Origin of the sequence: Marinobacter sp. ST-43 (genome assembly GCF_030541085.1) — a bacterium.
GTDB lineage: Bacteria > Pseudomonadota > Gammaproteobacteria > Pseudomonadales > Oleiphilaceae > Marinobacter > Marinobacter nauticus.
In genome coordinates this window covers 148,777-167,455 of record NZ_JASSVO010000003.1, presented here as the reverse complement: position 1 = coordinate 167,455, position 18,679 = coordinate 148,777, and the positions used below count along the sequence as shown (strand labels likewise).

19 protein-coding genes and 1 other RNA gene are annotated in these 18,679 nt (G+C 58.3%); 6 read left to right on the top strand and 14 right to left on the bottom strand.

Annotated features, from left to right (window positions below; genetic code table 11):
- Nucleotides 1–2 precede the first annotated feature (2 nt).
- The 4 genes from accC to QPL98_RS06785 all read right to left on the bottom strand — a co-directional run bounded on the left by accC (nucleotide 3) and on the right by QPL98_RS06785 (nucleotide 4,174).
- Entirely contained in the window at nucleotides 3–1,349 is a 1,347-nt protein-coding gene (accC, locus tag QPL98_RS06800) for an acetyl-CoA carboxylase biotin carboxylase subunit (RefSeq protein WP_011786857.1), read from the bottom strand.
- A gap of 18 nt (nucleotides 1,350–1,367) precedes the next feature.
- Entirely contained in the window at nucleotides 1,368–1,838 is a 471-nt protein-coding gene (accB, locus tag QPL98_RS06795) for an acetyl-CoA carboxylase biotin carboxyl carrier protein (RefSeq protein WP_014422713.1), read from the bottom strand.
- A 26-nt stretch (nucleotides 1,839–1,864) separates the two neighbouring features.
- Nucleotides 1,865–2,305 carry a type II 3-dehydroquinate dehydratase gene (gene aroQ / locus QPL98_RS06790; protein WP_011786855.1) on the bottom strand — a complete coding sequence of 147 codons (441 nt, stop codon included), beginning with the start codon at nucleotides 2,303–2,305 and terminating at the stop codon, nucleotides 1,865–1,867.
- A gap of 255 nt (nucleotides 2,306–2,560) precedes the next feature.
- Nucleotides 2,561–4,174 (bottom strand): diguanylate cyclase, encoded by a 1,614-nt coding sequence (locus QPL98_RS06785; protein ID WP_023009589.1) that lies wholly within the window; start codon nucleotides 4,172–4,174, stop codon nucleotides 2,561–2,563.
- 213 nt (nucleotides 4,175–4,387) lie between these two features.
- Here QPL98_RS06785 and QPL98_RS06780 point away from each other — a divergent pair, with 213 nt between their 5' ends.
- Both QPL98_RS06780 and QPL98_RS06775 read left to right on the top strand, forming a co-directional pair.
- Nucleotides 4,388–6,379 (top strand): EAL domain-containing protein, encoded by a 1,992-nt coding sequence (locus tag QPL98_RS06780; protein ID WP_272998746.1) that lies wholly within the window; start codon nucleotides 4,388–4,390, stop codon nucleotides 6,377–6,379.
- A 22-nt stretch (nucleotides 6,380–6,401) separates the two neighbouring features.
- Nucleotides 6,402–7,454 (top strand): DUF2333 family protein, encoded by a 1,053-nt coding sequence (locus QPL98_RS06775; protein WP_014422709.1) that lies wholly within the window; start codon nucleotides 6,402–6,404, stop codon nucleotides 7,452–7,454.
- Between the two features lie 87 nt (nucleotides 7,455–7,541).
- On the opposite strand, the gene ppa is transcribed toward QPL98_RS06775, so the two are convergent.
- The 3 genes from ppa to rpiA form a co-directional block, all read right to left on the bottom strand.
- Nucleotides 7,542–8,069 carry an inorganic diphosphatase gene (ppa, locus tag QPL98_RS06770; RefSeq protein ID WP_014422707.1) on the bottom strand — a complete coding sequence of 176 codons (528 nt, stop codon included), beginning with the start codon at nucleotides 8,067–8,069 and terminating at the stop codon, nucleotides 7,542–7,544.
- Nucleotides 8,070–8,166: 97 nt separating this feature from the next.
- A complete protein-coding gene (locus QPL98_RS06765) occupies nucleotides 8,167–9,306 on the bottom strand; it encodes an acyl-CoA dehydrogenase family protein (RefSeq protein WP_014422706.1) in 1,140 nt (379 codons plus the stop codon).
- Nucleotides 9,307–9,452: 146 nt separating this feature from the next.
- A complete protein-coding gene (rpiA, locus tag QPL98_RS06760; RefSeq protein ID WP_011786849.1) occupies nucleotides 9,453–10,130 on the bottom strand; it encodes a ribose-5-phosphate isomerase RpiA in 678 nt (225 codons plus the stop codon).
- Nucleotides 10,131–10,264: 134 nt separating this feature from the next.
- Here rpiA and ilvA point away from each other — a divergent pair, with 134 nt between their 5' ends.
- Together ilvA and QPL98_RS06750 are read left to right on the top strand one after the other, a co-directional pair.
- A complete protein-coding gene (gene ilvA, locus QPL98_RS06755; RefSeq protein ID WP_153740524.1) occupies nucleotides 10,265–11,800 on the top strand; it encodes a threonine ammonia-lyase, biosynthetic in 1,536 nt (511 codons plus the stop codon).
- Nucleotides 11,801–11,950: 150 nt separating this feature from the next.
- Nucleotides 11,951–12,115 carry a hypothetical protein gene (locus tag QPL98_RS06750; protein WP_022993092.1) on the top strand — a complete coding sequence of 55 codons (165 nt, stop codon included), beginning with the start codon at nucleotides 11,951–11,953 and terminating at the stop codon, nucleotides 12,113–12,115.
- On the opposite strand, the gene QPL98_RS06745 is transcribed toward QPL98_RS06750, so the two are convergent.
- Nucleotides 12,097–12,732, bottom strand: coding sequence for a 5-formyltetrahydrofolate cyclo-ligase (locus tag QPL98_RS06745; protein WP_014422703.1), 636 nt, complete (start codon nucleotides 12,730–12,732; stop codon nucleotides 12,097–12,099). The genes QPL98_RS06750 and QPL98_RS06745 overlap by 19 nt on opposite strands.
- A gap of 118 nt (nucleotides 12,733–12,850) precedes the next feature.
- On the opposite strand from QPL98_RS06745, the gene QPL98_RS06740 reads away from it, so the two are divergent.
- A complete protein-coding gene (locus tag QPL98_RS06740; RefSeq protein ID WP_199454053.1) occupies nucleotides 12,851–14,635 on the top strand; it encodes a tetratricopeptide repeat protein in 1,785 nt (594 codons plus the stop codon).
- Nucleotides 14,636–14,642: 7 nt separating this feature from the next.
- Here QPL98_RS06740 and ssrS read toward each other — a convergent pair.
- The 5 genes from ssrS to QPL98_RS06715 all read right to left on the bottom strand — a co-directional run bounded on the left by ssrS (nucleotide 14,643) and on the right by QPL98_RS06715 (nucleotide 17,493).
- Nucleotides 14,643–14,823, bottom strand: a non-coding RNA gene (ssrS, locus tag QPL98_RS06735) — 6S RNA.
- Between the two features lie 61 nt (nucleotides 14,824–14,884).
- Nucleotides 14,885–15,181 carry a cell division protein ZapA gene (locus QPL98_RS06730; RefSeq protein ID WP_023009596.1) on the bottom strand — a complete coding sequence of 99 codons (297 nt, stop codon included), beginning with the start codon at nucleotides 15,179–15,181 and terminating at the stop codon, nucleotides 14,885–14,887.
- Nucleotides 15,181–15,387: a TIGR02449 family protein gene (locus QPL98_RS06725; RefSeq protein ID WP_011786845.1), complete on the bottom strand. Its 207-nt coding sequence runs from the start codon at nucleotides 15,385–15,387 to the stop codon at nucleotides 15,181–15,183. Before QPL98_RS06725 ends, QPL98_RS06730 begins: the two co-directional genes overlap by 1 nt.
- 118 nt (nucleotides 15,388–15,505) lie before the next feature.
- A complete protein-coding gene (locus QPL98_RS06720) occupies nucleotides 15,506–16,783 on the bottom strand; it encodes an ABC transporter permease (RefSeq protein ID WP_303292947.1) in 1,278 nt (425 codons plus the stop codon).
- Nucleotides 16,780–17,493: an ABC transporter ATP-binding protein gene (locus QPL98_RS06715; protein ID WP_303292946.1), complete on the bottom strand. Its 714-nt coding sequence runs from the start codon at nucleotides 17,491–17,493 to the stop codon at nucleotides 16,780–16,782. Before QPL98_RS06715 ends, QPL98_RS06720 begins: the two co-directional genes overlap by 4 nt.
- A 69-nt stretch (nucleotides 17,494–17,562) precedes the next feature.
- On the opposite strand from QPL98_RS06715, the gene QPL98_RS06710 reads away from it, so the two are divergent.
- Nucleotides 17,563–18,078 carry a DUF3299 domain-containing protein gene (locus tag QPL98_RS06710; protein ID WP_014422699.1) on the top strand — a complete coding sequence of 172 codons (516 nt, stop codon included), beginning with the start codon at nucleotides 17,563–17,565 and terminating at the stop codon, nucleotides 18,076–18,078.
- Between the two features lie 4 nt (nucleotides 18,079–18,082).
- Here QPL98_RS06710 and QPL98_RS06705 read toward each other — a convergent pair whose 3' ends face one another.
- A complete protein-coding gene (locus QPL98_RS06705) occupies nucleotides 18,083–18,664 on the bottom strand; it encodes a DUF2796 domain-containing protein (RefSeq protein WP_272998757.1) in 582 nt (193 codons plus the stop codon).
- Between the last annotated feature and the right edge of the window lie 15 nt (nucleotides 18,665–18,679).

Sequence of the window (18,679 nt, the reverse complement as noted above, 5' to 3'; positions counted from 1 at the left end):
GGTTAATCCCGCATCAGTTTCTCAAGGTAGTGGATGGTGAAGTCTACCTGTTTAAAGCCACCATCGCGCACCAGTTTTCGATGCAGGGGTTGGTTGGTCTTGATGCCCTCGACCAGCATTTCGTCCAGCGCATTCTTCATGCGCCGGCGGGCGATCTCCCGGTCGTCGCCCCAGGTAATCAGTTTGGCCACCAGGGAATCGTAGTACGGCGGTACGGTGTAGCCGCTGTACAGGTGGGAATCCACGCGGATGCCGTTGCCGCCCGGAGCGTGGAAATGACTGATCTTGCCAGGGCTGGGCACGAAGGTTTTCGGGTCTTCGGCGTTGATCCGGCATTCAATGGCATGGCCGGAAATGTGGATCTGGTCCTGGCTGTATTGCAGTGGAAGACCGCTGGCAATACGCAGCTGCTCGCGCACAATGTCCACACCAGTGACCATCTCAGAGACCGGATGCTCAACCTGTACCCGCGTGTTCATTTCAATGAAGTAGAACTCGCCGTCCTGATACAGGAATTCGAAGGTGCCGGCGCCGACGTAGCCGATTTCCTTGCAGGCATCCACGCACGCCTTAAGCGTTCGCTCGCGGGATTCCTGGTTGATGTTCGGTGCCGGTGCTTCTTCAATGACCTTCTGGTTGCGGCGCTGCATGGAGCAGTCCCGGTCACCCAGATGGATGACGTTGCCGTGCATGTCGGCCAGAACCTGGACTTCCACGTGGCGTGGGGTTTCCAGGAACTTCTCCAGATACACGGTGGGATCGCCGAAGGCATTCTTGGCTTCGCTCTGGGTGATCTGTACTGCTTTCAGCAGGGCGGCTTCAGAGTGCACCACCTGCATGCCTCGGCCACCACCACCAGAGGCCGCCTTGATCATCACCGGGTAGCCAATCTGTTTCGCCAGCTTGAGGGTGCGTTCGTCGTCGTCCGTCAGCGGGCCGTCGGAGCCGGGAACTGTGGGTACGCCGGCCTTTTTCATGGCTTCGATGGCGGACACCTTGTTACCCATCAGGCGGATGGTCTCTGCCCGGGGGCCGATAAAGCGGAAACCGCTTTTTTCGACCTGCTCCGCGAAGTCGGCATTCTCGGCCAGGAATCCGTAACCCGGATGGATGCCCACCGAGTCGGTCACTTCAGCGGCACTGATGATGGTCGGGATATTCAGGTAGCTGTCTGTGGCACTGTTTGGGCCAATGCAGACAGATTCGTCGGCAAGGCGAACGTGCATCAGGTCGCGGTCTACCTGGGAATGTACCGCAACGGTTTTGATGCCCAGCTCCTTGCACGCGCGGAGAATACGCAGGGCGATTTCACCGCGGTTTGCGATCAGAACTTTTTCTAACATGGCCATGGTTAGCAATCACCGAATTCAGGAAATGACGACCAGGGGCTGGTCAAACTCAACCGGCTGGCCATTTTCGACCAGGATTTCGGTCACGGTACCGGCCTTGTCGGCTTCGATCTGGTTCATCATCTTCATGGCTTCAACGATACAGATCACGTCACCCACGTTCACTTTCTGGCCCACTTCAACAAAGGAGCTGGCGGTGGGGGACGGCGCACGGTAGAAGGTGCCAACCATCGGGGATTTCACGGCGTGCCCCGAGGGGGCTGCCGGAGCCGAGGATTCCGCAGCCGGGGAGGCATCAGCCGCGGGTGCCGGAGCCGGGGCAGCGGCCTGGGGGGCTGGTGCCGCGTAATGGCTGACGTAATGTCCACCGGCGGCGGGCTCGCGACGGCGGGAAATGCGAACCGAATCGTCGCCTTCCTGGATCTCCAGTTCTTCGACGTCTGATTCCTCAAGGAGCTCAATGAGTTTCTTGATTTTGCGAATATCCATAACTGTTCCAGTCCCGTTTCTGTGTTCTATCGGTGAATTCGTTGCAGGGCCGCCTTCAGGGCGAGATCGTAGCCCTGGCTGCCCAGCCCGCAGATAACGCCTTCGGCGATATCTGAAAAATAAGAGTGATGGCGGAAAGGTTCCCGCGCATGCACGTTTGAAAGATGCACTTCAATAAAGGGAATGCCCGACGCCAGCATGGCATCCCGAAGGGCCACGCTGGTGTGGGTGAAGGCGGCGGGATTGATGATGATGAAATCCACCCCTTCAGCCCTGGCTTCATGCACTCTTTCTATCAATTCATATTCCGCGTTTGACTGCAGGTGTAACAGATGATGGCCTTTCTCAGCCGCCTTGCTGCGCAAGCGGTCGTCTATATCGGCCAGGGTCTCGTGGCCATAGACCTCGGGCTCTCGGGTTCCGAGCATATTCAGGTTCGGGCCGTGGAGCACAAGAATGGTCGACATGGTTCTGTCTGCCTTGATGGTTTTTGAACAGGATCGCCGAAGATGACGGCACGTTACCCCAATGGTGCGTGCTTGTTATCCCCAGATCAACACTTTTTGACAATCCTGCCGGTTGTCCATTGCTCTGAAAAGGTTACACAGCAACCTGCTGTCACGCGATGACATTTCGTTGATGACAATCATTGTTGATCATGGCGGTGAATGTCGGTATTCGACATTGGTTTCATGGGCCGGGCGATTGCCCGGCCCGGAAGGTCAGGTCTCGGCCAGGGTCACGCAGTTGCGGCCGTGCTCCTTGGACGTATACAGGGCGCGGTCTGCGCGCTCGCACAGGGCCTGGGCGGTTTCACCCTGCCAGTCGGCAATACCGCAACTGAAGGTGACATTGAATTCCCGGTCGCCGGCCTGCTGGGTCAGCTCGGAGAAGCGCTCACGAATTTCGTTGAGGACATTGCGGGCATCGCCCGGGCGGGTGTTCGGCAGGATGATGGCGAACTCTTCTCCACCGTAGCGGCCAATATGATCGGTCTTGCGCAGACGTTGCTTCAGGAACATGGACAGGCTGCGCAGAATCCGGTCGCCAATCGGGTGGCCAAAGGTGTCGTTTACCTTCTTGAAGAAGTCGATATCGATCATGGCAAAGCACATGGGCTGATCTTTCTGGCGCGCACGCACGATTTCCTGCTCCAGCAGATGCAGGGTGTGGGTGTGATTGAACAGGCCGGTCAGGCTGTCGCGGATCATCAGTGCCAGCAGTGAGCGGGCTCGCCGACCCCGGTTGTGCAGGGTCGCAATCAGGTGCTTGGGATCGATGGGCTTGGTCAGGAAGTCGTCACCACCCAGGCTCATGGCGTGCAGCTGTTTGCTGACGTCCTCTTCCGCCGACAGGTAAATGATGGGAACACTGTGGAAACGATCCTGCTGGCGGATGACACGGGCAATCTCCATGCCGGTGCAGCCGGGCATGTACATGTCCAGGATGATGATTTCCGGCGAGAACTCCTCCAGGGCATGAATGATTTGCATCGGGTCGGTGATGATGTGAGCGGTCATTCCCGCCTTTTTCAATACCGTTTCCATGTATTTGGCCTGGGCCCGGGAATCGTCCAGGACCAGCACCTTGTAGGGCTCGACAGTGTTGCCGTGGGTATAGGTTTCGATCTTTTCTATCAGTTGGCCGGGGTCCACCGCCGGGTAGAAGAACTCCTCCCCGCCGCAGCGGGAGGCGCGCAGCCGGGTTTCGATGCTGCCGTCCTCGTCGCTGACGAAAATGATGGGGATCGGAGTGTCGTGTTGCTCCTGTAACTGTTCCACGGTCGCAATGCCGTCATTATCTCTGCCGCCGAAGCTGACATCCATCAGGATGGTTTCCGGTTTGCTGAGCGCACAGGCCTCAATCAGGTCTGCTGATGCACTAAAGGCGGAAGCGCGAAAACCGAAAAATTCCAGTTGCCGGATCAGTCGTGAGGCCATCTCTTCGTTCGACAGGGCAATATAAACTGGCGTGCGACGATACTGCTGGGGGGCGCTGGAGGTGTCCTGGTCGGTGCGCCGCTGGGTGGACAGGCGCAGATTCTCGGTGGCATCTTCCAGTGCCTTGGCTTTGGCATCGTCCAGGGGGGTGTCCTGATGCCAGTCCGTCAACAGGGACAGGATCAACTCGCCGGCAGCCGCGTGGCTGTCCATCTCGAAACGCCGGGCATAACGAACGAGTTTGTCGGCTGCGGCAGTCAGATCGTCCCGGTGGGCTGGCGCCTGACTGCGGTCGTCGCGGATTTTCTGCCAGGTATCAAGCACCACCCGGGCCTGGGTGGTGACACGGCGGGCGAAATGCTGCCTGAGTTTCTCTTTCTGGCTTTCGTCGTTCATGGTGCTCCGGCCTGTCTGTCCAATTGTTGATCGCGATATCCGTCTGCGCGAATTTTTGCCATTTATGAGTTATACAGAGGCTTTATGGTCCTTGTGTAGAGTCTATAGTGTTTAATGTTGTGGGCGTAGGTTGCGCTATGTAAATGTTTGTCAACTCTGCGGCCCGGGTCACAGCTAACCTGATACTCGTTTCTCTGATGGAGCCCCGATGTGATGGCAGGGATGCTCGACAACTTTTATAACCGCAGGCAGCGAGGGGAAATTACCTTGCAGACCTTGCTGTTGCTATTCGCCGGCACTCTGCTGACGCTCACGCTGGTGGTTGCGTTCGTGACCAGCTATGGCTATTTCCGGGGCTATGTTGCCGATCAACTGTCCGCTCATGCCCGCGATGGTGCCACCGCAACCGGGCTTTCACTGTCCAATGCCATTGACGGTTCTGATCCGGTGGCCTCGGCGTCACTGATTGATGCGGTATTCGACAGTGGTCGTTACCTGGCTGTCGAATATCTGGGGCACGATGGTGAGATGATTGCCGGTCGGCGCATGCCGCTGCAGGCTAACCGCGCGCCAGAGTGGTTTGTTTCCCTGGCGGCATTGCCCTTGCCGGTGGCGGAAGCGGAGGTGGTCAGGGGCTGGAGCCGGTTGGGCAAGGTGCGGGTGGTGAGTCATCCCGGGCGGGCCTACGACGACCTCTGGCATATTTCCCTGGGGCTGCTGCTATCCGCCCTGGTGATCGCCACTGGTGGCTTGCTGGGGCTGTTTCTGTTACTCCGGAGGACTTTGAGGCCCTTGAAAGAGGTCGAGGCCCAGGCCCGGGCGCTTGGCCAGCGGGATTTCCGGAAGCGAGTGAGTATTCGCTCCACCCGGGAGCTGAACCGGGTGACAGAGGCTATGAACCAGATGGCGGATGACCTGGGTCAGTTATTCGAGGGGCAGGGCAAGCTTATCCAGCACTTGCGGCGCGTGAACAATGAAGATCCGGTGACGGGGCTGGCGAGCCGCAGCGCGTTTGACCAACGCATGAAGGTGGAAGTGGAATCGGAAGAGAAGTCGGCGCCTGGCGTTCTGATCATGCTGCAGCTGGCCTATTTTGCAGATTATAACCTGGCCTATGGCCGGGACGAGGGGGACCGGTTGTTGCGCCAGGTGGCCGGTGGCATCCGGGCGTTTGTCGCCCGACATGCCGAATCCTTTGCCGGGCGCAGAACCGGTGCAGAATTTGCGGTGTTTGTGCCCGGTGCCTCCGCAGCGGACGTGCGAATCTGGGCCGAGCAGCTGGTGCGGGAGCTGGATGGAATCTACTCTGACCTCTCCGCCCCGATGGACGCTCATGTTCATGCTGGCCTGGCGGTGGCCAGACCCGGTGATGGCATCAGGGTCTTGTTGGCCGCCGCCGATGAAGCTCTCAGGGCAGCCCAGCAAAGGGGGGACTCCTGCAGTCTGCTGCTACCCGATTCCGGTGTTGAGAGCCATCACAATATGGAGACCTGGCGCACGATCATTACCCAGGCGATTCGGGAAGATAAGCTGTCTCTCTGGCTCCAGCCCATGGTGCATGGTGAGGGGCAGACACTGGTCCATTATCAGGTGTTCTCCCGTATTGAGTCTGCAGAAGGGCCGCTGAAAGCCGGTTTGTTTGTACCCATGGCCGAGCGATTGGGGCTGGTGAGCGATATCGACCGTATGCTGCTTACCCGGGCGCTGGAGTGTCTTGAACGCCACCCGGAGCGACGGCTGGCGGTATCACTGGGTAGTAATTCGATCGCGTCTGATAGCTTCCGTGACGATCTGCTGACCATGGTTACCCGGGCCGGGCGCACAGCCGGGCGCTTGTGGGTTGGTATTGCCGAAGTGACCATTCAGCATCACCGCAAAGCCGTCAGCTCTCTGGTAAGAGAGTTGTCGCGGCTTGGTGTACCGGTGCTGGTTGACCGGTTCGGCGTGGGCGGTGTGCCGTTCAGTTATCTCAAACGGTTGCCGTTCAGGGCCGTTCGGATTGATCACAGCTTCATCCACAACCTGGACCGTCATGATGAAAACCGGTTCTGGCTGGAGTCGGTTGTGGGTATTGCCCACAGTCGGGGGGTGAAGGTGTACGCTACGGGAGTAGAAACCGCGGCGGAATACTCGGTACTCTGTAGGCTGGGTATTGACGGCGCCATGGGCTACCATCTTGGCAGACCATTTGCCGCAGACACGTAATCAACAGGAGATCAGGAGTCTTATGCCTGGCAAGATCAGACAGTACTTCAGGGACAAGAAAGACGATGTGCAGGATTACACCGGCGGTAGCGGTGTTATTGGCAAGTTGGTGGTTGCCTTGCTGGTGGTCTACCTGCTGATTACGATGGTTCTGGGTATCTACTGGAGCAGTGAGCCAGATACCTTTTCTGTACGTGATCACACCCGTACGCTGGCAAGCACCATGGATAGGGAGCCGGTGACCGGTTTTGCCACCACCGCCACCATGATCCGCATTGCCGAGACCCTGCTGGATAAGCCCGGCGGTTATATTTCCAACGACATCGCGCCTCCCGGTCTGTGGATGGACAATATGCCGAACTGGGAATATGGCGTGCTGGTCCAGTTGCGGGATCTTTCCCGGGCGATGCGTAAGGATATCAGTCGTTCCCAGAGCCAGTCAGCGGAAGACCCGGATCTGACCATTGCCGAGCCCCAGTTCCACTTTGACAGTGAAAGCTGGGCCATTCCATCGACCGAGAACGAGTACCGGCGTGGTATCAATGCGCTCAAGCGCTATCTGAATCGCCTGTCCGATCCGGCCCAGGCGGACGCCCAGTTTTTTGCCCGGGCGGATAACCTGAACAACTGGCTGGCGGATCTGGAAACCCGGTTGGGTAGCCTGTCCCGCACGCTCAGCGAAAGCGTGGGCAAGGCGTCGGTGTCGGATGCCGTGGCCAATCTGAATCCGGATGATCCTCTGGCGGAAGAGACCGGTGGCGAGGATGTCAAAACCTCGTGGACCAAAATTGATGATGTCTTTTACGAGGCGCGAGGCAGTGCCTGGGCGTTGCTGCATATTTTCCGGGCGGTGGAAGTGGACTTCCGGAAGGTGTTGCAGGACAAGAACGCCATGGCGAGCGTAAAGCAGATCATTATCGAACTGGAGGGCACCCAGGCTTCCATGTGGAGTCCGGTGATTCTCAATGGCAGTGGTTTCGGTGTGCTGGCCAACCATTCGTTGACCATGGCGGCTTATCTGTCACGGGCGAATGCTGCGATCAGTGATATGCGGGACCTGTTGTCGCGGGGCTGATAAGCGCCGTTGTCTGAGCTTTGGCTCAGGCACAAAAAAGCCGGGCAGTCGTTAGACTTGCCCGGCTTTTTTATGTTCGAAGCGTGATCAGCCCTTGTAGGCGTTGATGGCGTCTTCGATAGCTTTCTTGGCGGCTGCAGCGTTGTCCCAGCCCTGCACTTTCACCCACTTGCCGGGCTCCAGAGTCTTGTAGTTCTCGAAGAAGTGACGGATCTGATCACGCAGCAGTTCCGGCAGGTCTTCGATTTCACGAACGTTGTGGTAGGTCTGGGTCAGCTTGTCGTGGGGCACGGCCACCAGTTTGGCATCACCACCGGCTTCGTCTTCCATGTTCAGTACGCCTACCGGGCGGCAACGAATAACCGAGCCAGCCTGCACCGGGTACGGGGTGACCACCAGGACGTCCAGTGGGTCGCCGTCGTCGGCCAGGGTGTGGGGGATGAAGCCGTAGTTGGCCGGGTAGAACATCGGAGTGGCCATGAAACGGTCAACCAGCAGGGCGCCCATGTCCTTGTCCAGTTCGTACTTGACCGGAGAGCTGTTGGCCGGGATTTCGATGGCAACGTAGATGTCTTCTGGCGGGTTCTTGCCAGCGGGGATGTTGTCGAATTGCATGTGCGATCCTTCCTGGTACGTTAGGGTTCGTTTAACTGCGTTTAAAAAGTGGGCGCAATTATACGGAAGTCTCTTGCCATTCGAAACTAAACCTTGGTCACAGCCTGATCTGTTTGGCAATCAGCTCCTTCATGATTTCCGTGGTGCCGCCGCCAATGGACAGAATCTTGGCATCCCGGTACAGCCGCTCCACCACTGACTCCCGCATATAGCCCATACCACCAAACAGCTGTACCGCCTCGCGGGTGACTTTTTCGCACACGTCCACGGCGAAGTTCTTGGCCATAGCCACCTGTTTAATGGGGTTTTTTCCGGCCTGCATCAGTGCGGCACAGCGGTAGGTGTATTCCCGGGCGATGTCGATCTGGGTGGCCATGTCAACGAGTTTGTGGCGGGTGACCTGAAAGCCGGCAACGGGGCGGCCGAAGGCCTGGCGTTGTCTGGTGTAATCCAGAGCGGCCTCGTAGGCGATCTGGGCGGTCATGTAGGCCATGACGGACAGGCTCAGGCGTTCAGCCAGGAAGTTGCTCATGATGGCGATAAAGCCGGCGTTTTCGGCGCCGATCAGGCGGTCGGCGGGTACCCGGCAGTCCTCGAAGAAGAGCTCGGCGGTGTCGCTGGCCCACCAGCCCATTTTCCGGAGTTTGTTGCCGGTGGTGAAGCCTGGTGTGCCTTTGTCGATCAGCAACAGGCTGATGCCGCCGTGGCCTTCGCCCCCGGTGCGCACGGCGACGGTGTAATGGTCGGCGCGGATGCCGCTGGTGATGAAGGTTTTGCTCCCGTTGACGATGTAGTGGTCGCCGTCTTTTACGGCACGGGTTTTCAGGTTGGCGACGTCGGAGCCGCCACCGGGTTCGGTCACGGCCAGGGCGGCGATTTTGTCGCCGCGCAGGACGGGTGGCACGATCTGTTCGCGAATGTCTTGTTTGGCCCACTTGGCCACCGGCGGCAGGCCGATATCCAGGGAGCCGATACTGGCCACGAAGCCGCCAGAGGTGGATCGCATCAGTTCCTCGGAAACTGCGACTTTCATAAAGATATCGCCTTCACCGATGCCGCCCAGAGTTTCAGGGAAGCCGATGCCCAGGAGTCCGGCGTCGCCGGCGAGTTTATAGATTTCACGGGGGAATTCACCGGCTTCTTCCCAGTCGTCAATATGGGGCCGCACGTGGGTCTCGATGAATTTCCGGGCGGTTTGGCGCACCTGTTCGTGGGTTTCGTTGAAGTAGTCAGACACGGATTGGCTCCCTGTGTTCTTGTTTTGCGATGAGGTGAGTGTCGCGCAATCCTGGTTACCAAGCAAGCGCTTGGTTTGGGTTTGTTCCGGCAATAAAAAAGCTGGCCCGAATGGCCAGCTTGTCAGGCGGAGTGCCTTACAGGGGTTTATGCACCGCGGGCAATGCTTTTCACCCCGTCACGGGTGCCGAGTAGCAGCAGGTCGGCCGGGCGGCGGGCGAACAGTCCGTTGGTGACCACGCCGACAATGTTATTGAGCTTTTCTTCCACCACCAGCGGGCGGGAGATATCCATGTTGTGGATGTCGATGATGATGTTGCCGTTGTCGGTGACAAAACCATCCCGGTAAACCGGATCGCCCCCGAGTTTTACGATCTCGCGGCCGACATGGCTGCGGGCCATGGGGATAACTTCCACGGGCAGCGGGAATTCGCCCAGGATGCCGACTTGCTTGGACTCATCGGCGATGCAGATAAAGGTCTTGGCGACGGCGGCCACAATCTTTTCCCGGGTCAGGGCACCGCCACCGCCCTTGATCAGTTCCAGGCTCTCGTTGGTTTCGTCGGCACCGTCGACGTAAAACTCGATTTCGTTAACGGCGTTGAGGTCGTATACCGGGATGCCGTGCTTTTTCAGTCGTTCGGCGGTTGCCTCGGAGCTTGCGACGGCGCCGTCGAAGTCGTTGCGGTATTCCGCCAGGTAGTCGATGAAAAAGTTGGCGGTGCTGCCGGTGCCCACCCCGACAATGCTGCTCGGTTCCAGGTGAGGGGCGATGTGATCCACTGCAGCTTTGGCAACGGCTTGTTTCAGTTCGTCCTGGGTCATGGGGGGCTCCCGGAGGTTTGCGTTGAATTTGGGCACTATTATACGCCTGCAGCAACTCTGCTTATAGACGGCAAGCGTGCAAACTTTCTACACTGTGGGTTTTTCCTGATCACTCACCAGCAACCGGAACCATCATGCCGCAACGCTATATCAAGAAGATACTCGATGCGCGCGTCTACGACGTGGCCATCGAAACACCCCTGACTGAAGCCCGTAGTCTTTCCAAGCGCTTTGGCAACAATATTATGCTCAAGCGTGAAGACCTTCAGCCGGTGTTTTCCTTCAAGATTCGCGGCGCCTACAACCGGATTGCTCAGCTGTCGGAAGAACAAAAGGCCAAGGGAGTTATCTGCGCCTCCGCTGGCAATCATGCCCAGGGCGTGGCGCTTGCCGCCAAGAAGCTGGGTATCAAAGCCGTTATCGTGATGCCCCAGACGACCCCGGAGATCAAGGTACGCTCAGTTCGCGACCATGGTGCCAGGGTGGTTCTCAAGGGCGATGCTTTTGATGAGGCTGCGGCCCACGCCCAGGAGCTGATCCAGAAACACGGGTACACCTACATCCCGCCCTACGATGACCCGGACGTCATCGCCGGTCAGGGCACTGTAGCCATGGAAATCATGTGGCAGTTCAGCAAGCCGATTCATGCCATCTTCATCTGTGTCGGTGGCGGCGGGCTGATTGCCGGCATGGCAGCCTATATCAAGTATCTGCGCCCGGAAATCAAAGTGATTGGTGTGGAGCCGGAAGACTCCAACTGTCTGCAGGCGGCGATGAAGGCCGGTGAGCGTGTGGTGCTGGATGAGGTGGGCATCTTCGCCGATGGCGTGGCGGTTAAACAGATCGGTAAGTATCCCTGGGAAATCTGCAAGGATCACGTAGATGAAGTGATCACAGTGTCCACGGATGAGATCTGTGCGGCCATCAAGGATGTGTTTGAAGATACTCGCTCCATTGCCGAACCGGCAGGTGCTCTGGGTGTAGCGGGTATCAAGAAGTACATCGAGCGGGAAAAGATCGAGGATGAAAACCTGATCGCCACCCTCAGTGGTGCCAACATGAACTTCGACCGACTGCGCTATGTGTCCGAGCGCACCGAAGTGGGAGAGAGGCGCGAGGCGATTCTGGCGGTAACGATCCCGGAGAAACCGGGCGCGTTCAAAACGTTCATCAATGCGCTGCACAAGCGCAGCATCACCGAGTTCAACTACCGCTATGCGGATGCTCAGAACGCCACCATTTTCGTGGGGATCCAGATTGCCGCTGGCGGACATGGCCGGGAAGAACTGGTGCAGGATCTTCGGGAAAGCGGGTACTCGGTGGTCGACCTTACCGACAGCGACCTGGCCAAGCAGCATATTCGCCATATGGTCGGGGGCCATGCGCCGACGATTACCAACGAAAAGGTGTTCCAGTTCGAGTTTCCGGAGCGGCCGGGCGCTTTGCTGAAGTTCCTGATGTCGCTGGGAACGCGCTGGAATATTTCCATGTTCCACTACCGCAATCATGGTGCGGCCTACAGTCGGGTGCTATTGGGCGCGCAGGTTGAGGACAATGAGGTGGCGGACTTTGAGGGCATGCTCGACAAGGTCGGTTTTCGTTATGAAAACATGACTGACAACGAGGCCTATCGGCTGTTTTTGGGAGCAGGCAACGGGCGTTCCACCTGAGGGTGGAACGCTACAACTCTTACATAACGGTAATCTGTCAAAAATTGTAAAAATCAAGTTACGTGTTAGTCTTTCGTCTAATTCTGCGAATCAGTAATAGTTGTCTGATTTTCCTGCCAATTGAATGAAAGAATAACGGGAATCCAAGAAATGGGGAGCAAGCCTGACATCATTCGTGCCATTGTGCTCATCTTTGCTGTCGGCCTTGTGATTACGGGTTTTACGTCCATTCAGGCGTCTGAGGACAAGCGTGCCGACCGCGAAGCATCTGCAGTAGGCTATGTTCTGTCTGCCAATCAGGGTCTGAAACGGTAACAACGCTTATCCGTTACCACACCGTGTAAAGGCACATCCCAGGGCTCAATTGGCAACTGTTCCACGCGCTGAAAATCGTGGGCCAGGCCAACCAGCTTTGGTGCCATGCAGGGCCTGATTCGGCTGAACGCGAAGGTTCGGTCGTAGAAGCCGCCGCCCATACCCAGTCGCCCTCCGGTTTCGTCAAACCCTACCAATGGAAACAGCACTGCATCCAGTGCCCAGGCCGGCTTGCGTCTTGAGCGCGGGAACGGGGGTTCTGGAATGCCGAAGCGGTTTGCCGTCAGTTGCACTCCATCAAAATAGGGGCTGAAAACCAGCTTGCCCGTGTAGATCGGGTGCAGAATGGGCAGGTAGAACCGGATGCCTTTTTTGCGAGCCAGATCAATATACAGGGACGGGTCAATTTCGCCGTCGTTGGCCAGGTAGATGCCAATGTGGCGTGCCCGGTGCAGGTCGGGGTGCCTCAGCAGGTTAAGGGCGAGACGTTCGGAAGCTTGCCGCTGTTCTTCAAACGACAGACTTCTCCGTTTCTGGCGAAGAGTTTGGCGGAGCTGGCGGCGTGAGGCCCGATCATTGCCGGCGTCAAACGTCCTTGCTTGATGATGCGGATTCAAGATGGCGATTACCTGCTGCTGCGTCGTGAATTCGGCCTATGTTGTATCACATCAATAACGCCCCGTTAAAATTCTGCTAGTCTGCAGTCCGTTGTTTTTTCAGAGGCTGTATTCTGCCATGGATTTCCCCCGATACGCTCGCCTGTTGCTTCCTGCGGTTTTGATTGTTGCTTTGTCTGGTTGCGCGACCGGATCCCCCGAGGTTTACCGGGTGGGTGTTCGTGCGTTGGCTTCTGCTGAATATTCCGGTGCCCGCCACCATCTCCAGAGTTACCTTGACGGTGAGACCGAGAGTTATGAAAGCAGTCGGGCGCGCTATGAACTGGCTCGCTTAATGTATCTTGGCCTGGGCGGGCCAGCGGATGAGCAGGCAGCTGCCGAGTTGCTGGAGCGAGAGCTTCAGAAACCGTTTTCGGTCTACGAGCGCGAAGCGCGGCATTTGTTGGCGGAGATCTATCGGCGAGGGCAGGCAGAGAACCGTGATGTGTCCAGGTCGTTAGTGCTTCTCCGTGCGGCGGACTATCCGCGAGCCTTGATTGATCTCGCGATGATCTATTGGTCCGGGGAGCTGGTCGAGCAGGATCGCAAACAGGCGGTGGCACTGATCCCCGAAATCGGTGAGGTAGATAATGCTTCGAATCTGTTTCATCACCGGGCTCTGGCTGAATACTGCGGCTCCGACACCCGGGACAGGGTACCTGCCTGGGCCTGTCTGGATGAGGAAGGCGAGTTTATTCTCCAGAGTGCAGACGAGGTATGGCGCGCAAGTCGTCCGGACACCGATGCAGGCACCATGCGCTACCTGGCTACATTGTATCCGGCCCTGGTGGATCCCAGTGCGCAACGCCGGATAGCGTGGTACCGGTATGCCGGAGATAAAGGCAGCGCCCGCGCCCAGTACATGATGGCCCAAATATACGGAGCGCCAGATTCACCTTGGTTTAACCCTGCCGAAGCAGAGCAATGGCTGCAACGGTCTGCCGATCAGAACTACCCGAAAGCACTGCTGGCCCGAGGTGTGGCGCTGGCTCGCGGAAAGCAGCGTTCCGAGGCTGATTATCTTGAGGCGCTCGATCAGCTGGAGCGTGCGGCCGACCGGGGCGAGAAAGAGGCGAATCTCTGGTTGGCTCACCTGTATCTGAATCCCGAAGACGGGCGCTCGATGCAAGTGGGTCTGGCCGTTGCGCGTCTTGAACAGATAGAGCGAGAAGACGATCGGGCCAAGCACTTGCTGGCCGATATCTATCTCTCGAGCCTGCCGGGTATGGCCGAAGAACAGCATCGCCGAGCCTTGGATCTGTTGGAAAGCATGGCTTACCGGGATGCGGAGGCGGCCTACAAACTTGGTGCGATCTACAGTCAGGGGCTGGCCAGTATTCCGCCCAGTCTGGTGGATGCTGTAGGTTGGTTGAGGCGCGCCGCTGATAAGGGCCACCTGCCCGCACAGCTGCTTTTGGCGCGAGAGTTGCAGCAGGATGGCCGGGATGAGAGCGCTGCGAAAGCTCGCGAGCGGTTTGTATTTATGCCGGTTGCCGATGTGCCGGATAATCTGCGTCAAGCTGTCTCAAATGCGCGCTATAGACAGGCAATGTATTACGCCGGTCAGGCTGAGGTTCATGCAGAAGAAGTTCGACAGCTTCTGGAGAGGGCGGCGGAGGAGGAGAACATGGCCGCCCTGGCGTACCTCGGGCTGATGTACTACCGGGGTGAGCAGGTGGCCCCGGATGATGAGCTGGCCTATCAGTACCTGGAACGCTGGGATTCGCTGTATCAGCAACGAAAGGATCAGGCCAGGTCGGACGACTCAGTGTGGTCTGGACTGTTGTTCGATGAGCGGTTCGGTAACCAGGAGGTTCAGGACGCTTTGCTGCACTTGAGATTCAGGAAGTCGCAATCGGAGTAACGGTGAAAAGCTTCCCGGGCTGCCGTTATCGGATGTAGCCCTTGAACCCAGAAGTTCAAGGTCGGTGGCCGCTGTGACATATTAGGCTTTCCCCCTTGGGGGACATGCTCACAATGCCCTGAAGTAGCCACCTGGGTAATGCGCATCGGCTCGAGGACGTACCCGACCAGCGAACAGCCCAGGAAGTTGGTTCCATTATACGGGCAGGGCCGGGGAGGATTGCAACCCCGTTTCCGGATTCTTTCCGGATCAGTTGTCCGAAGGCTCTCCCAGCGCTTCATCAAGCCGGTTATCCATGGCACGCAGGATGCTGCTGGTGGCGTCTGACATGGTGTCGCGTTCCAGCAGTTCATGGGTGATGTTCAGGGCGGCCATCACGGCAATGCGCTCGGTACCGAATACCTTGCCGCTGGAGCGGATTTCACGCATTTTGGTGTCCAGATGCCGGGCCGCACGTAGAAGGGCTTCCTGCTCTTCCTGCGGACAGGCCACCAGGTATTCCTTGTCGAGAATCCTGACTTCCACGGTGGTTGGGGTCTGTGACATCAGTGGTGCTCCAGTGCCCGAAGACGGCCGATCATGGCTTCGATCTTGTTTTTGGCAAGATCGTTTTTGTGCATTAGCTGGGCCCGTTCCCGGTTCCAGTCGTCCTGCAGCTCCCTTAGCAGGGCGTTGTCTTTCTCCAGCTTGTCGCAGCGCTCGATCAGCTTGTCCAGCTTGTCCGCTAATGCCTGTACTTCGGACTGTTCCATGACCTGCCCAACATCGGTGATTTTGATGAGAGTTACTATAAGTGCGCGCGCCAGACCGGTCAATTTACCGCATTGTCATGGCGTGCTCGCCGTGAGGCCTGTCACCTTTTGCGTCAGTTCAGCTGGAGTCCGGTGCCCCGAACCCCTGTTGTCGGCCTGCTCGCCAGGTGTTCAGTGCGGGGAGGGCGGACACTGCCAACGCAGAGAGCGGCACTGCCACCAGTAACAGCCACTCCTCCCGGGCCAGCGGCCGAAGCCGGATTTGCAGTCCGTAGTGTTCCAGGAGCCAGGGGCTGAGGCCGGCGATGGCGGCAGCGCCGAGCAGCAGGGCGAACAGGCAACTGGCCAGGGCAAGCCCGACGCACTCCAGGCTGTACAGGCCGGCAATCAGCCCCGGTGAAGCTCCGGTCGCTCGCAAAACGGCAATCTCCCGTTGCCGCTGGGCTTGCAGGGTGAGCAAAACCGCAATCAGTCCCACCAGGCTGGTGATCACGACAAAGCCGCTGATGCCCAGCAGGGCTTTTTCAAATTGCCCCATCATCCGCCAGAGCTCGCTCAGGGCCACACCCGGCAGGATGGCCGACAGAGGTTCCTCGCGGGCCTGGTTCAGCTCCCGTTGAACCTGGAAGGTGAGGATCGGGCGGTCCAGGCCAACGAACACGGCGGTGATGGTGTCCGGTGTGTAATCCCGGTTACGGGCCTGGTCGGCCGACAGGGTCCGGCCCGGGATGGCCACGCCGGATTCCCAGCCCACATGCATGGCTTCCATGGCTTCAAGGCTGATGTAAACCGCCTGGTCGACGGGCGTGCCGGTTGGCGCGAGAATGCCGGATACCCGGAATGGCAGGTCCTTGTGGTTCGAGAAGCTGGTGCGGCCACCGCCATGGGAAAGCACCAGGTCGTCGTTCAGTTTATGGTCAAGCTGCCGTGTCACGCCGGCGCCGATCACCACGTCAAACAGGTCAGAAAACCAGTCTCCGCTCGCCAGGGTCAGCGGTTGGTCGTTGCCATAGCGGAAGCGGGCCAGGAACTGCTCGTTGGTGCTGACAACCCGAAAGCCGCGGTAGCTGTCGCCCAGGGAAATAGGTATCAGCCAGTCGATGCGGCTGTCCTCAGTCATGGATTGATAGGTGGACCAGCGAATGTTGTTGGTGGCATCACCGATGTGGAACACCGTGTAAAGCAGCAGATTCAGCTGGCCACTGCGGGCCCCTACGATAAGGTCGGTGCCGCTGATGGTACTGGTGAATGATTGTCGGATTTCTGTGCGCAGGTACTGGATGCCAAGCAGCAGGGTTACGCTCAGCGTCAGGGTCAGGCAAACGAGAGCCAGTACACGGCGCCGGTACCACAGACTGGCGGCGGAGAGGAAGATGGTGAGCTTGAGCTTGTTCATGGCGCCACCTCCAGGGCCATGCGATGATGAAAGTGCCTGGCCAGTGACTGATCATGGCTGACAAATACAACCGAGCTGTTACTGCGCTCGGCCAGAGTTAGCAGTAGTTCAAGAAAGCGGTCCCGATTGTTGCTATCCAGAGCAGACGTGGGCTCATCTGCAAGAATGATCTCCGGAACGCCGATCAGCGCGCGGGCGGCAGCCACCCTCTGCTGCTGGCCGATCGATAGCCGGGTCACTCCCTGGTGCCAGTGGCTTTGCGGAATGCCCAGTTGTGTCAGCAGGTGTTGGGAAGCTTCGGTGGCGGAGGGTATCGCTCGCGAATGGCGCAGATTTGATAGCCGGCAAGGCAAAAGTGCATTGGTCACAGCGCTCAGATAGGGCACCAGGTTGAACTGCTGGAAGATGACGCCCATATGATCGGCGCGAAGTCGATCCCGGGCGCCGGCCTTCATGGTGGTCAGTTCCTGATTCAGCAGCTGAAGGCTGCCACGGCTGGGCGTGTGCATGCCTGCGAGTAGTCCCAACAGCGTACTTTTACCCGTACCACTGGGGCCGTGCAGGAACAGGTGTTCACCCCGTGTCAGCTGAATATCGGGGAAGGCCAGTTCTCGAGCCTGATTTTGCCATCGGAAGTGCAGATTCCGGGTTCGGATGGCCAGAGTGTCCGGGCGGGAACTGTCCGGCGGTTGTCGTGTCTCGCTGTTCATATCCGTATCGTGCTCGCCGTTGTATGATGGCGCCGGTTGCTGATCTGGTTTTTTGGAGAACCCGTGTTGATGTTCACTGATGTTCTGTCCCGCAAGCTGCTTGCCTGTCTTGGCCTGGGCTTGTTGTTATTGGTTTCCCTGGCGGTCCGTGCCGAGCCCCGGGAGATCGACTGGCTTGAGTTAATGCCTGCGGAAGATCTGGCGCTGCTCGAGACTATGCCGGAAATCGAACATGAGGGCGATGGCCCGCCCCTGTTGCCGGACGAAATCATGACCGGGCGGGTGGTTCCGGAAATGGGCAACGTCGAGGGCCGGATTCCGGGCTTTGTGGTACCTCTGAAAACCACGGACGATATGCGCATTCTCGAGTTCTTCCTGGTGCCCTACTACGGCGCCTGCATCCATGTGCCGCCACCACCCCCAAACCAGATCATCCACGTAAAATACCATGAAGGGTTTACCCTGGAGGCTCTATACGACCCGGTCTGGATCGAGGGGGAGCTGGTGATTGAGCGAACCGAGAATGATCTCGGCACTTCCTCCTATTCCATGGTGGCGCAGTCGGTAGAACCTTACACCGAGTAACGGTTCAGCGGCCAACCCGGAATTGCTGGTCGCCGGCTTCCAGTCTTGTGGCGCCCTGGCCTTCAGGGCCGATCCACTGAACATCCAGGTGTTCCAGTGCCGGAAAGTGCTTCACCATCGGTGTGGTCAGTGTCTGGTGATCGGCAAGTCCGTCACAGGTCAGTGATTGGGTAATCTCGATATCGCTGTGGTCGTTTGCTTGCCCGTCCTCGTGATCGTGGTCATGGTGTTCGTGCGCATGGTCACTGTGATGGCGGGTCGCCTCGGGCCACGAGCTGTGAAAGCTGGCATCTTCCACGTTGCAGTTGCCATCCTCAGTGTTAATCAGAGGGGTCGACATCAGCCACTGCTCCAGATCCGCCAGTTGCCGATGCTGTTGCTCTGTGCGTGGCTCGTGTTCGAAGCCAAGCAGATTGTATGCGGGTGAGCGAAGGAAGACATCGGCGGTGTTGGTGTCTATGGCTACCTGGAGCTCCGCGTGGCCATGTTGATGGGCGCTGGGGTTGTTGGCCGCGCCCGCGGGCAGCGGAGCCAGTACGGCGCTTGCCAGTGCCACGGTCATGAGAGGCATAACGTTTCTGCGCATCGGGTCATCCTGTCC